The organism is Veillonella rodentium, from assembly GCF_900187285.1.
Classification (GTDB): domain Bacteria; phylum Bacillota; class Negativicutes; order Veillonellales; family Veillonellaceae; genus Veillonella; species Veillonella rodentium.
This window is the reverse complement of record NZ_LT906470.1, coordinates 697,501-711,686: the sequence shown is the minus strand read 5'-3', so window position 1 is coordinate 711,686 and position 14,186 is coordinate 697,501. Positions and strand designations below refer to the sequence as shown.

General features: G+C 43.7%; 14 protein-coding genes, 1 tRNA gene and 2 rRNA genes (1 of these 17 running past the window's edge). 2 read left to right on the top strand and 15 right to left on the bottom strand.

Annotated elements, in window-relative coordinates; all coding sequences use genetic code 11:
* Positions 1–10: 10 nt before the first annotated feature.
* The 13 genes from rsmI to nhaA (CKV62_RS03075) all read right to left on the bottom strand — a co-directional run bounded on the left by rsmI (position 11) and on the right by nhaA (CKV62_RS03075) (position 13,178).
* A complete protein-coding gene (gene rsmI / locus CKV62_RS03135; RefSeq protein WP_095065647.1) occupies positions 11–859 on the bottom strand; it encodes a 16S rRNA (cytidine(1402)-2'-O)-methyltransferase in 849 nt (282 codons plus the stop codon).
* The gene (locus CKV62_RS03130; protein ID WP_095065646.1) at positions 849–1,574 is read right to left on the bottom strand and encodes a tRNA1(Val) (adenine(37)-N6)-methyltransferase; all 726 of its coding nucleotides are present in this window, start codon (positions 1,572–1,574) and stop codon (positions 849–851) included. Before CKV62_RS03130 ends, rsmI begins: the two co-directional genes overlap by 11 nt.
* Positions 1,567–2,412, bottom strand: coding sequence for a PSP1 domain-containing protein (locus tag CKV62_RS03125; protein WP_095065645.1), 846 nt, complete (start codon positions 2,410–2,412; stop codon positions 1,567–1,569). The genes CKV62_RS03130 and CKV62_RS03125 overlap by 8 nt, the downstream gene beginning before the upstream one ends.
* Positions 2,413–3,453: a hypothetical protein gene (locus CKV62_RS03120; protein WP_095065644.1), complete on the bottom strand. Its 1,041-nt coding sequence runs from the start codon at positions 3,451–3,453 to the stop codon at positions 2,413–2,415.
* Between the two features lie 133 nt (positions 3,454–3,586).
* Positions 3,587–4,294: a dTMP kinase gene (locus CKV62_RS03115; protein WP_095065643.1), complete on the bottom strand. Its 708-nt coding sequence runs from the start codon at positions 4,292–4,294 to the stop codon at positions 3,587–3,589.
* 5 nt (positions 4,295–4,299) lie between these two features.
* Positions 4,300–5,757 carry an aminotransferase class I/II-fold pyridoxal phosphate-dependent enzyme gene (locus CKV62_RS03110; RefSeq protein WP_095065642.1) on the bottom strand — a complete coding sequence of 486 codons (1,458 nt, stop codon included), beginning with the start codon at positions 5,755–5,757 and terminating at the stop codon, positions 4,300–4,302.
* Positions 5,758–5,816: 59 nt separating this feature from the next.
* Complete coding sequence (gene pth / locus CKV62_RS03105) at positions 5,817–6,395, bottom strand: aminoacyl-tRNA hydrolase (protein WP_095065641.1); 579 nt, start codon at positions 6,393–6,395, stop codon at positions 5,817–5,819.
* A 10-nt stretch (positions 6,396–6,405) separates the two neighbouring features.
* Positions 6,406–7,359, bottom strand: a complete 954-nt coding sequence (locus CKV62_RS03100) for a ribose-phosphate diphosphokinase (protein WP_038114378.1) — start codon at positions 7,357–7,359, stop codon at positions 6,406–6,408.
* Between the two features lie 132 nt (positions 7,360–7,491).
* Entirely contained in the window at positions 7,492–8,865 is a 1,374-nt protein-coding gene (gene glmU / locus CKV62_RS03095) for a bifunctional UDP-N-acetylglucosamine diphosphorylase/glucosamine-1-phosphate N-acetyltransferase GlmU (protein ID WP_095065639.1), read from the bottom strand.
* Between the two features lie 131 nt (positions 8,866–8,996).
* On the bottom strand, positions 8,997–9,815 hold the full coding sequence (gene purR, locus CKV62_RS03090) for a pur operon repressor (RefSeq protein WP_095065637.1): 819 nt from the start codon (positions 9,813–9,815) through the stop codon (positions 8,997–8,999).
* Positions 9,816–10,057: 242 nt separating this feature from the next.
* Positions 10,058–10,666, bottom strand: a complete 609-nt coding sequence (locus CKV62_RS03085) for a 3D domain-containing protein (protein ID WP_095065635.1) — start codon at positions 10,664–10,666, stop codon at positions 10,058–10,060.
* 146 nt (positions 10,667–10,812) lie between these two features.
* Positions 10,813–11,985 (bottom strand): Na+/H+ antiporter NhaA, encoded by a 1,173-nt coding sequence (gene nhaA, locus CKV62_RS03080; protein WP_095065633.1) that lies wholly within the window; start codon positions 11,983–11,985, stop codon positions 10,813–10,815.
* A 35-nt stretch (positions 11,986–12,020) separates the two neighbouring features.
* Positions 12,021–13,178, bottom strand: a complete 1,158-nt coding sequence (gene nhaA, locus CKV62_RS03075) for a Na+/H+ antiporter NhaA (RefSeq protein WP_095065631.1) — start codon at positions 13,176–13,178, stop codon at positions 12,021–12,023.
* 203 nt (positions 13,179–13,381) lie between these two features.
* Here nhaA (CKV62_RS03075) and CKV62_RS03070 point away from each other — a divergent pair.
* Together CKV62_RS03070 and CKV62_RS09640 are read left to right on the top strand one after the other, a co-directional pair.
* A tRNA-Gly gene (locus CKV62_RS03070) sits at positions 13,382–13,455 on the top strand.
* Positions 13,456–13,556: 101 nt separating this feature from the next.
* A complete protein-coding gene (locus CKV62_RS09640; protein ID WP_157728931.1) occupies positions 13,557–13,760 on the top strand; it encodes a TOBE domain-containing protein in 204 nt (67 codons plus the stop codon).
* A gap of 215 nt (positions 13,761–13,975) precedes the next feature.
* On the opposite strand, the gene rrf is transcribed toward CKV62_RS09640, so the two are convergent.
* Both rrf and CKV62_RS03055 read right to left on the bottom strand, forming a co-directional pair.
* Positions 13,976–14,092 (bottom strand): 5S ribosomal RNA (rrf, locus tag CKV62_RS03060).
* Positions 14,093–14,176: 84 nt separating this feature from the next.
* A 23S ribosomal RNA gene (locus CKV62_RS03055) occupies positions 14,177–14,186 on the bottom strand; it runs 2,925 nt beyond the window's last position.

Sequence of the window (14,186 nt, the reverse complement as noted above, 5' to 3'; positions counted from 1 at the left end):
TGAGAAGGTCTTAACGTTCTACAATATTATATACATCTCGGCGGGAAACGTTAAAATGCTTTGCCACCTGTCGAATTGCTTCTTTTTTAGGTACGCCTTCACCTATGAGCTCTTTAACCGCATCTGCGTAAGACGCAGACGCATCTGATATATCGGCAGCCTCTGTTTCCACCATGTCAGCACCGCTCACGACGAGAACGAACTCCCCTTTATAGGTTAATTGTTCCAGATTTTCCACGAGAGATTGTAAATCGGTGCGTACAAAGGTTTCAAACTTCTTCGTCAATTCCCGTGCCACCGTTATAGACCGGTTGCCGAAGGCATCATGCATATCCTGCAGAACCTCTTGTAATCGGTGAGGTGCCTCATAAAACAGCAGGGTTCCTTTAACCTGTGAAAGTTCCCGTAAAACCTCGCCTCGATGTTTTCCCCGTTTCGGTAAAAATCCTACAAAGGTAAATTGCCTTGTATCAAGACCGGATGCAATTAGCGCCGTCAACGCCGCATTCGGTCCCGGTAAAGGAACTACTGTAATTCCTTCCGATATGGCCTTAACCGCTAAATCAGCCCCCGGATCGGATATGGCGGGCATACCCGCATCACTGACACAGGCAACCGACCGCCCTTCCGACAACATCTCTATAATATAATTTCCTTTTTCCTCCTTGTTATGTTCATGATAGGAGATAAGGGGTTTTCTGATATCAAAATGTTTCAGTAATATGCCTGTGTGCCGCGTGTCTTCCGCCGCAATGGCATCGACCTCACCGAGGATGCGTACCGCCCGATAGGTCATATCCTCCAGATTGCCGATCGGCGTAGATACCAAATATAAAGTGCCCTGTCTGTTATCGCTCATACCAAGAGGACACCTCCTTTGTGTACACATTCGGCTTGTCATAAACGATAAGCGGCGGCTCCAATATAAGTCCTGCGTTGCCCTGATAAATGGCTTCAATCAGTACAAGCTTCGCCGGTTTATCAATCATACCGTGAATAAAGCGCAATCGTTTAACCTGAAAACGAGCCCTCTCCAACTGAGATAAAACATATTGCAGTCGACCGGCACTGTAGATCATCCAAAGCCTCCCTTTATACTTGATAAAGGATTGTACCGCTTGAAGAACATCTGCAAGGGTCGTATGACTGTCATGTAAAGCGATCGCGCGCTCTTTCGACGTCGGCAGTGCACCGCTTTCACAATCATAAAAAGGAGGATTCACAATAACCCCGTCAAATGGTTTGTCTTGTAAATCCCTATACGACAGTTCCCGATAATCACCGCATACCATTGCTACCACATTCGATTTATCATTATGTGCGACGCTGCGTCGTGCCAGATCAATCAATGTATCATTAATATCGATTCCCGTTATCTGACCGGCGCCAAGTGAAGTTCCGATAAGCGGTATAACCCCCGTTCCGGTGCCCAGTTCCACATAGGAATGATTGATATTAAATTGACAAAAGTGAACCAATGCAATGGCATCAAAAGAAAACCGGAACATATCACGTCGCTGATAAATTTGTAGTCCGTCGATAACCAAGTCATCTAGACGTTCCTGCTCAGTCATCAGGCAATGCCACCTCGGCCCATTTCAAATCGATCGTTCGCCCCGCCTCCAGCTGCACCTTAACGGTATGTTTATGGTGATTTACCTTGAGAACTTTACCGATGCCTTCATCGGTAACCACTTCTTTACCAATCCCGGGCGGCTCAATATCCTGTGCAGCGGCAGGACGTTCCTTTTTCACATACAGGTCGCCGCCCTTTTTATACATATCATCTTCATAGTTGAGACAACACATCAGGCGCCCGCATACACCGGAAATCTTTGTCGGATTCAGGCTCAAATTCTGATCCTTAGCCATGCGAATCGATACAGGTGTGAAATCACCTAGAAAATTGGAGCAGCACAACGGTCTGCCGCAGGCACCGATACCGTTCAGGACCTTCGCCTCATCGCGAACACCGACCTGACGTAATTCAATACGCGTTCTAAAAACCGTAGCCAAATCTTTTACCAGCTCGCGGAAATCGATACGTCCGTCAGCGGTGAAAAAGAAAACGATTTTATTCATATCAAATGTATATTCCACATTGATCAGCTTCATCGGTAATTTACGCTTTGCTATCTTCTCGAGGCAAATACCGAACGCTTTCTCTTCCCTCTCTCCGTTTTTTTCTATTTGTTTAAGATCCTTCGCTGTAGCCTTACGAATCACCGGCTTCAACGGGGATACAAGAGTATTTTTTTTGACGTCTTTCGGTCCGATGACAACCGTACCGTATTCAACACCGCGTGCGGTTTCCACAATGACACCGTCACCTACGGATATCTCTAACTGTTCAGGTAAAAAATAATAAATTTTGCCCGCTTTTTTAAAACGTACACCAACGATGGTTACCATCTAATCCTCCTCACGAGCATCATGAAGGGCGATACTGAGACCGTCCATCACGAGAGCATTTTTTATATGTAAGCGCAAAGCCCGTTCTGCCTGTAACGTCTCTCCGATAACTGCGGAGAGAGCCTGCATAGACCAGCGCGGTAATAATCGTAATAATTGAGCCTTGTACATAGGCACCTGTAATTGTGCCTCTGCAGCACCCATTTTGAGAGCCATCATATCGCGGCTCACCAAACGCAACCAATGCATTAATTCACCGAGGGATTCTCGAGGTAAACTTTCACAGGATAAGGAAATCATGGAGAACCACCGTTCTTCAAAGGCCAGTATATCCATGATTTTTACTGCCAATTCCAGCATCTCGATACGGCCCTGTGTGACCAGCCGCTCCACCAACTGCGGATTGCCATGACCGGCCAATAATGCCTGTTCTATATCACCGGTAATCCCCTTCGCCTCCATTGCGGCACGAATTGTATCCGCATCGACACTATGAAAGCTGACACCCATACATCGGGACATGATGGTCGGTAATACAGTATTGATTTTGTTTGTAATGATGATGAAGTATACCTGTTGCGGCGGCTCTTCGATGGTTTTCAACATCGCATTGGCCATGATCGCATTAGCCGTGTGAAAGTCCTCCACAATGACGACGCGATTTCCATTGCCCGCCACCGATAAATGGTCCTGCAATAAGTTATACCACTGTTCCACCTTTAAGGTCGTCTTCATGGGACGAATCCAGAAGGCATCCCCTTTATCGATATAAATCGGCAATCCTTCGGCTTCGATGCGCTTTTCGCTTTCACCATTGGCTAAGCGAGCCGCAGTCACATCCGCCAAATAAGATTCACCTCGTGGCTGCGAAAACACGGGACGTCCCAACAAAAGAGATGCCAAGCCTATTGCCATATCCAATTTGCCGAGGCCTGCTTCACCATAAAAGAGCAAACTATGAGGCAGTGCATTGCGCCCTACCAGTTCAGATAGATGTGACTTAATCGAATCTTGACCGATTACGGTATCAAAATATGTCATAGCGCCTCCTATCAATATCTGCTCAATATTAATATTATATAGGAAAAAGGCGACTTTTAAAAGAGTCGCCTTTGTTATTATCCGGAAATTACCAGGCTATATCAGCCTTAAATAGCAGGTAGTTCATATCGATTTATCTTAACTTATATCTATCGAGCTTCAATAGGCTATGAACAGCGGAATACACATCCTTATGAATAGCTTCAACGGTACGCAACCGATACGACTCGACATCATCCCTATCAACACAAGAAATGCGATGCCATTTATATCGCTTTACCAACTCTTCATAAGCGTTATGAACAGCCGCTAAATATGCATGATTACCTTCGTGAATATCACCCGTAGCACCGCCCGTTTTACCGGTCCGCTCCGCCATCAACGTTTCACTCACTTCTAACGGCATATCGAGAAGGCACACCGCATCCGGCTTTGGAAGCCCGAATTTAATAAATTCATAATCTTCAAGCCAGTCCAGAAAATTCTTACGCTCTACCGGATCGTCGTATTTAACCATCTGATGCACCATATTCGACGTCGTATACCGATCGGCAACGATGATGCCGCCGCTATTATAAAAATCCTCCCAGTCGGTTCTGAAGGATGCAAATCGATCTATGGCGTACATGGAGCTTGCAATATACGGATTAACATCGTTCACATCACGACCGAACTCCCCGGCCAGATACATCTTGATAGGCATGGATGCATCGCTGTCATAATTGGGAAAGCTCACGGACCTCACCGCATGACCTTCATCGGCAAGACGTTTTACAAGTAATGCCGTCTGCGTCGCTTTTCCGCTGCCGTCGCCACCTTCTAAAATGATTAAAGTCCCCATAATAACTACTCCTGTAAAACCCATATCGTTTCTAACGTCATATCCTCCGCTCCGTTCGGCATATAGCCGAGGGCCTTTCGATTCTCTATATATTGTAACACAGCCGGTGTAATCTCTTCACCTACCGCAACGCACGGAATCCCCGGAGGATAGTATGCGATAGTTTCACCCGAAATACGATTCAAAGCCTTATCTATCGCTATACGCTCACGCTTGGCATACATGGCATTACGCGGTGTCATGCGAGCTACAGGTTGAGGTAAAGCCGAAGACTCTATAATATGCATCTTAGCAGCCTCGGCCTGTTTATCAATCGCTTCGTCACGGACAGCTTGTACGGCCTGAATCAAAGCATTCACCGATGATTCCGTATCACCGATGGTGATCAGCACCAGTACATGATTCGCCTGCACCAGCTCCACCTCGATATGATGAGACCGCAACAGCCGTTCAAACTCTATACCGGTCAATCCCAAGTTCCCCGCATCAATAAGCACCTTAGTGCAGTCATAATTGATCACCTTGTCCGCAATATCGGGGTATTCCATCACGGATATGCCGTCAATGGATCGTAACGCATTTCGCAGATATATACTCAACTCTACAGCTCGATTTACGAGTACAACGCCTTCCGTAGCCAATTGATGGCGAGCCATATCTAAGGACGCTAAGAAAATATAATTTGGACTCGTGCTCTGCAGCATCTGATGCATCTGTGTAATCCGTCTAAGCGCAATACGAGACCCCTGGCCGAGGAGCCAGGACGTCTGTGTTAAGGAGCCGACCGATTTATGCGTACTTTGCGCCACCAAATCCGCACCTGCGGTAATCGCCTCGACAGGTAGAGACTCTGAGAACGGCAGATGAGGTCCATGCGCCTCATCGACGAGAACGATCATATTCCGTTTATGGGCCTCGTCGACAATACGTTTGATGTCAACGCCTATACCATAATAATTGGGATACACCACAAGGATAGCCTTTGCCTCCGGATGCGCCTCCATAGTTGCTATTGCATCATCAACAGTAACACCTAACGGAACGCCCCACCGCTCCTCAAAACGCCCTTCCATGTAGACCGGTCTCGCGCCCGATAAAACGAGTCCGCTAATAACGGACCTATGTGCTTCACGAGGTATAATGATCGTATCGTCCGAACCGACTGTTCCCATAATCATCGTTTCTATGAGGGCCGTCGTCCCGTTAATGGAAAACCAGCAATAATCGGCTCCATACAGATGGGCCGTCAAATCCTGGGCATCCTTTAAAGCGCCTTCCGGCTCATGAAGGTCATCCAAAGCGTACATAACCCCTAAATCATAGGGTAATGCCGCGCCCATCCACTCGCGTAACAGTTGTGGTGCACCGCCCCCGATTTTATGTCCCGGTGTATGAAAGGGCACAAAATGTTCCTCTTTATATGCACTTAAGGCCTCTACAAAAGGCATGCGATTTTGATCCATATTTATACCTCATAAAAAAGGCATGAATCTCAAAGAGACTCATGCCCTTATGCATGTAATTACCGATGTGGACGACGTTTAGGATTGAATTGATTCATTCCCTTGTCGAGTCCTACCTCCAACGTACCAAGCACAGCTTTCACAGTGTCCTTAATACCTTTATCAACCTTATCCTGTACCTCATCGCTGAATGGAGATAATACATGGTCAATCACGGTCCACTGCGGCAACGGACGACCTATACCGACACGAAATCGCGGAAATTCCTCGGTTCCTATATGAGAAATCAAAGATTTTATTCCGTTATGACCGCCGGAACTGCCATTAGGACGTATGCGCAACTTGCCTACGGGCAAATCCATATCATCGTAGATGCAATACACATCGGAAGGACTAATTTTATAATACCGCATCAAAGGTCCTACCGATTCACCGCTGGCATTCATAAATGTTTGCGGTTTTACAAGCAATACTTTCTCTCCATCTACAGTGATACTGCATACATCGGCATTCTGTTCCTCTTTCCACGGTGTATGAGGCACGCTGTCGGCAATGGCATCAACAACCATAAATCCTATATTATGTTTTGTCATTGCATATTGCTTGCCGGGATTACCAAGACCTACTACTAATTTCAATGATCACCTATTATTTATCAAACAAATTACTTACCGATACTTCATGGAAAATACGCATAATCGCTTCGCCCAGCAATGGAGCAACGGACAATTGTGTAATATTCGGTAACTTGCAGTTTTCCGGCAATGGAATGGTATTCGTAACGATAAGTTCCTTAATGTTGGAATTTGCAATACGTTCACTGGCAGGATCTGTCAAGACTGCATGAGTAACAGCGGCGGTAACGGATTTAGCACCGAATTCCTCCAATGCTTTGGCACCTTCAACCAAGGAGCCTGCTGTATCCACGATATCATCGATAATAATACAGTTTTTACCTGCCACATCACCGATGAGATTCATAACTTTTGCTACACCCGGTTCAGGACGTTTTTTCTCAATGATTGCAATCGGTGCACCGATGCGGTCAGCCAAATCACGAGCTCTTGTAACACCGCCAAGATCAGGGGATACGACGATAACATCTTCCATATTCTTTTCATTGATATATTTAGCCAAGATGGATGCGCCGAACAAATGGTCTACAGGCACATCAAAAAAGCCTTGAATTTGACCTGCATGCAAATCGATAGTTACAAGACGGGTAATACCAGCTGTTTGCATCAAATTCGCTACTAATTTAGCCGTAATCGGTTCACGTCCGCGAGTCTTGCGATCTTGACGTGCATAACCGTAATACGGTACTACAGCCGTAATATGACGAGCCGAAGCGCGTTTTAAAGCATCGGCCATAACCATTAATTCCATTAAATTATCATTTACAGGATAGCTGGTCGGTTGAATGATAAATACATCTTTGCCACGTACGCTTTCATCAATCATTATTTGCACTTCGCCATTGTTAAAGCGCCCTACAAATGCTTCACCTAAAGGCAAACCTAAATAATCACAAATTTCCTTTGCCAACGCCGGATTCGCATTACCTGTGAAAATTTTAAGTTTCTTGCCGTCTTCAAATGCCATTTTGTTACCCTTTCATCTGTTCGTACTATCGGTTACTTATTCGTAATCTGTCCTGGAATTACAGATACACACTCTTGCCCTATTATTGTATACTATTTTGTCACAGTTGTGTAAAAATTTTTGCCTGATTTTCTATTTCTTTTTAAAAGTATCATCTGTAACCCAGTTTTCTTTGACGATTTGTTTGCTGCGCCCTACGGCTAACGCCTTATCGGGTACATCTTTCGTAATCGTAGAACCCGCCCCTACATAGCTGTAGTTACCTATCGTTACAGGGGCCACCAGATTGCTGTTACAACCTATAAAAGCCCCTTCACCGATGGTTGTACGATGCTTAACTTTGCCGTCGTAATTAACGGTAATCGTACCGCAACCGATATTAACACCGGAACCTACATCGCTATCACCGATGTACGACAAATGAGGGAACTTTGTACCGTCTCCGACGTTGCTATTCTTAACCTCCACAAAGTTACCGATATGAACCTTATTGCCGATAACGGTATCCGGACGCAAATGAACATACGGTCCAATGTCTGCACCATCTTTAACCTCACAATCATGCCCGTAGGTAAAATGAATGACTGTATCATTACCAACCACTACATTCGACAACCGTGTATGAGGGCCTATTTCACAACCGCTACCGATAACCGTGCTCCCCTCCAAAATCGTTCCGGGATGTAAAATCGTATCGGGACCGACTACGACTTCAGGTGCCACATAGGTTGTATCAGGATCGATAATAGTCACGCCGTCATTCATGAGTTCATGATTTTTACGACGTTTTAAAATCTCTTCAGCTTGTGCTAGTTGATGGCGAGAGTTTACCCCGAGGGATTCTTCGAAGTCCTCGGTCATATACGCACTGACACGTTCTCCACCATTCACGAGAATGCCGACTACATCCGTAATATAAAGTTCACCTTGTGCATTATCATCGGATAACTGATCGAGACAAGGCCATAATTTTTTGCTGTCAAATGCATACATACCCGTATTGATTTCTTGTACGGCCAACTCCTCAGGTTTACCGTCCTTCTGTTCCACGATTCGCACCACGGAGCCCGCTTCATTACGGATAATACGACCATAACCCGTAGGATCAGGCATACGCGCAGTCAAAATCGTCGCCGCCGCTCCCGATTTCACATGTTCTTGTAACAGTGCTTCCAGACTTTCCTTAGTTACCAGTGGCGTATCTCCGCAAAGTAAGATAATAGTTCCATCATAGTCGCCCAAAACGGGTTGTGCCTGTTTTACCGCATGACCTGTGCCGTTTTGTTCCTCTTGGCGTACAAATTCAGCACGATCTCCCAAATAATTCTGCACCGCATCTCCACCGAAGCCGACAACGACCACATCTCGATTTGTACCCATGGATTGAACGGTATCCAATACTCGTTCCACCATGGCCTTGCCCCCCACCTTATGAAGGACCTTAGGCAATTTGGATTTCATTCGAGTACCCTTACCGGCTGCTAAAATGAGGCTCGCAATATTCATAGTAATCTCCTATCTGTTCACCATATGTCATCAATTCATCACAACCACTACTTGGAATAAATTTCATCATAATAGATTCCGCCGTATATTTCATAACAAATCGATACGTCAACTATATCAATTAACTGAACCTATATTGCATCAAATACAGGCTCAATATTTATCTTTTTCGTAGTTTCATCAATGCCGTAGAAAGTAAACAACGATTCATAGTCATCAATCAATTTAGGATTCGGTTCCGCTGTAGCGACCAAAACACCTGTTCCCACAACGACACCGCTCATTTCAAGGACTAACTCTTTAAGCCCTTTTGCGGTACCGCCGGCTTTCATAAAATCATCGATAATGAGAACCCGTGCATTGGGCGGTATAGCGCGTTTAGTTAAGGTCATCGTCTGGATACGCCCCGACGATCCCGTTACATAATTAATACTGATAGCGGACCCCTCCGTTACCTTACTGTCACGCCGTGCAATCACAAGAGGTTTATTGAAAGCTCGTGCTACCATAACAGCAAGAGGAATTCCCTTTGTTTCCACTGTTAAAATATAATCCGGCTCACGATCCATAAAACGAGTCATGATAATTTCGCCCAGACGCGTCATCACATGCCAGTCGTACAAAATATCGGACATATAAATAAAGCCGCCAGGAATAATACGATCCGGTTCCATCAACCGGGTCTGTACATCCTTTAAAATACCATTTGCCTGAGAACCTCTGCGATTCGGAATAAAGCGAACCCCTCCGGCCACACCGGCCACGGTCTCCAGTGTTCCTAACTGAAAGTGCTCCATAGACTGTCTCACACAGGTCAAATCTTCACTGACTGTGGATTTTGCCATACCGAAAAAATCACAGAAATAATTTAAAGGAATCAATTTTTGAGGTGAGTCAACCAACAATTTTGTCATTGCCACCATTCTTTCGACACGCCGTACTTTATCCATAGAAAATCCTTTTCTCACATATCATACAACTAGAGGTCATTTAGCACAGCCTATACACGGCCATGTAAACCAAATCTGTTCACTGCTTATTATATCATATTTTCCGAATATTCGAGTTCTCTTTTACACCATAATTCGGTATCTTATCAGACCTTCTCATCTATCTAATATGGATCTCAACTCAAAACAGCATATCTAAATTAAAAGATAAAAAACTCTCCGGCACAACCGGAGAGTCTCAATTATAATACGTAAACCTTAACGGTCTGGCGTCCGAACTGTAATGCTTCAGCCCTAGTGTCATAGGCTAAGTCTATACGATGTCCACGAATCGCTCCGCCCGTATCATCAGCAACGGCATACCCGTAACCTTCAATATACAATTTAGTCCCCAACGGAATCACCTTAGGATCTACAGAGACGAGACCTTTACGAAGGCGGCTGCCTGTAGCCGTATACTTTCCATTTCCCGGATCCTGAGATGAGTAGGCGCTGGCCTCCATCGTTAAGACCCGCGTATATTTGTTAGGTACTCCGTTATGACCACGCTGTGTTCCATGCCCACCATATTGGAGTTCTATTTTTTCCAATTCTTTCATCGTATTCGAGTCTACGCGACCATTGGCAGTCAAGCCTTTTGATTTTTGAAAGTTTCGCACTGCTTGTTCCGTATTACGACCATAAATGCCGTCTACAGAATCATGTAAAAATCCATGGTGTTTCAGAATTGTCTGTACTTTTGTTACATGCTTACCGCGAGCACCGCGATCTATGGTTTTCGCCAGAATCACAGATGACATCATAGCGGTCATGCACACCAATGTACATGCGATGATTATCTTTTTTATCATACATACCCCCACTTTATAAGGTTCAGTATACTATATATCTTTAAAGAATCTATAAACCATTAATAAGGCAAACTGTAACTATTTATATCATATAAAAATAAGCCACCCATGAAGGATGGCTTACTAAAAAGCTATAAACTATAGGATCAACAATTATGATACAATCCGATATGGCATTCCTTGCGATTTGCACCTACAATTCGTAAGAATATATAACCCAGCAAGGCTGAGATAATTGAACCTAAAATAACACCGCCCTTTGCCATTTCTTGTGCATGACCCGGATCAAATGCCAGAATAGATACAAAAATACTCATTGTAAAGCCGATACCGCATACAATAGCTGTACCATATACATGTTTCCAGTTGGAATCTGTCGGCATCGATACCAAACCTAACTTAACCATACCGAATACGGCGCCAAAAATACCAATCTGCTTACCTAAGATAAGACCTAACGCAACACCTAACACAACGGGATGCGTTAAATCGCCTAACGAAACATCGCGTAAGTCCACACCTGCATTAAAGAATGCAAACACAGGAACGATAAGAAAACTAACCCAGTTGGACAACACGTGCTCCCAATGCTGCATAGGACGTACTACCATGTGACCGACCTTACCATGTGCGGGAATCGTCATAGCTAAAATAACACCCGCCATTGTCGCATGTAGTCCTGATTTTAATACACAATACCATAGGATAAATCCTAAAATAATATACGGTAGCGGTCGCACATATCCCGCTTTATTACAATAGATCAATGCCGCCACTATAACAGCTGCAGCAAGCAAATACATGGCATGAATGCTTGAAGCATAGAAAATGGCAATAACGATAATCGCTATGAGATCATCAATAACAGCCAATGCCGTTAAGAATACTTTCATCGCATTTGGTACACGTGAACCTAACGCAGTGATGATTCCTATAGAAAACGCGATATCTGTTGCAGTCGGAATAGCCCAACCATGAATATATTCGTCACTATGACCGGCGATCAAAAAATATATCAACGCCGGTGTAAGTACACCAAATAAAGCCGCAATACCGGGCATAACTCGTTTTGCATTAGTATTAAGCTCGCCAGCTATAAGCTCCCGCTTAACTTCTAATCCGACAAAGAGAAAAAAGATTGCCATCAATGCATCATTAACCCACTCCATGATCGATAAAGGGCCCAGATGATGATTAACAATACCAAAATATTGTTCAGACGATGGTGAATTAGCTAAAATTAGAGCAATCACCGTTGCCCCTAACAGTACGGAAGTAGCTGCTGCTGGAGAACGTAAAAAAATAAAAACTCGTTCCATTTCAGACCTTTCTATACTTTCAAAACATAATCCTATTATAGTTTACCACGCATCTTGCGTATTTGATAGGCAGTAAGCAGTACTATAGCCCCTAACAAACCGGATAGGATAGAGCCTAGGAAAATACCAATTTTAGCCATTTCCTGATTAAATCCGGGAGGAAATGCCAATGTAGCCACGAATAAACTCATTGTAAAGCCGATACCGCATAATATTGCGGTACCATAAATTTCAGGCCATGTCGTCTTACTCGGCATTTTAATGACCTTGGATTCCACGAGAATATATACAGCGGAGAAAATCCCCAACTGTTTCCCCAAAATTAAGCCCAAGGATACCCCCATTACAACAGGATGCCACAAATTATCCATAGAGAATTCCGCAAACGATACGCCGGCATTTAAAAAGCTGAACAATGGAATGATTAAAAAATTAACCCAATGCTTTAATCGTTCCGCCCAAGCATCCATAGGATATACTGTGTGTATATCTACTTTGCCTTCATAAGGAATGGTCATCGCTAATATGACACCCGCAATGGTTGCATGAACACCGGACTCTAATACTAAATACCATAGTGCAATACCTAATACGATATAAAGAAGCGGTCGTACATACCCTTGTTTATTCGTATAGACTAACAGTGCAGTGACTACACCGGCCCCGAGCAAATAAGTAAAATGAACACCTGCACCATAAAATAGTGCAATAACCACTATGGCGATAAGATCATCTATGACTGCTAAAGCAGCCAAAAAAGCCCGCATCGCTTGCGATACTTTTTTCCCCAGCATAGTGATAACACCGATTGCAAAGGCAATATCCGTCGCGGTAGGTATCCCCCAGCCATGTGAATACTGCGGCTGATAACCGGCGATAAAATAGAATACGATGGCCGGTGTAACCACACCGGCAAATGCTGCAATAACAGGTAATAACCGTTTTGCAGACGTATTTAATTCACCGGAAATCATTTCCTTTTTAATTTCAATACCGACATATAAAAAAAACAGAGCCATTAAGGCATCATTTACCCATTCTAAAACATCCATAGGGCCTAATTGTACTGTCATAAAAGCAAAGTACTGTGCCGAAATCGGTGAGTTGGCAATAATAACCCCTAAGATAGCGGCCACTAAAAGTGATATACCGCCCGCAGAATCAGACTGGAAAAATGCTTTTACATAATTCATCAAGCACCCCTCTTTATTGATATAATATATACGTAATAATTTCCTCTATCAATATTAATGATACCATATTAGTTCGAAAATAATCAATAAAGGTGGTTATGTATACAAGATTATATCATTATAACGATAACTGACCAGCAACTTAAAACATACAAGATAAACCTATTCATATTATTAATAATATGATACAATATGTACATCTTGCGGGCGTAGTTCATCGGTAGAATGCGAGCTTCCCAAGCTTGAGAGGAGGGTTCGATTCCCTTCGCCCGCTCCATGAATAACCATGATGTAACAAGCATCATGGCTTTTTTATATAATATAAATATAATAATATGATATAATATTTATATATTTTTATAAGGAGTAGTAAATGAAATTAAGTGCAAGAAATCAATTAAAGGTACTATCGTTGAGATTCAAGAAGGCGCTGTAAACGCAATCGTAAAAATCAATGTAGGTAACAATAACATTGTTACTGCTGATATTACAGTTCAATCCGTTAAAGAATTGGGCTTAGCAGTTGGCAAAGAAGTTGTTGCTGTTATCAAGGCTACTAATGTAATGGTTGGTGTTGAATAAGTTATTAAGAGCTGCTTAGGCAGCTCTTTTTATATGGTTATAGGTTTTCCTCCACCGCTTCGCAGTTTGGTAAATCTTACGTTCGGAAGAAAGTGATGCAGTGAATCTGTCGTCGTTTCACTCCTCCATCTTCTACTGCCCTGCTCACCGGATACCCCGGGAGGATAGGAAGTCGTACACAAAAAAAGACACACCCTCAGGTGTGCCTTTACTTCAATCAGCGACTTCCTATCCTCCCGGGCCGTCTCCAGCCAAGTACTTTCGGCGTTTATGAGCTTAACTACTGTGTTCGGGATGGGAACAGGTGGATCCTCATAGCTATCGCCACTGAATCTGTCAGAGTTTGTACTCTGAAAACCACATAGAAGTCATATATATTTGTTGCACATTTCTGCTTAATTGTGTTTTACGCTGCTTAAGTAAAGC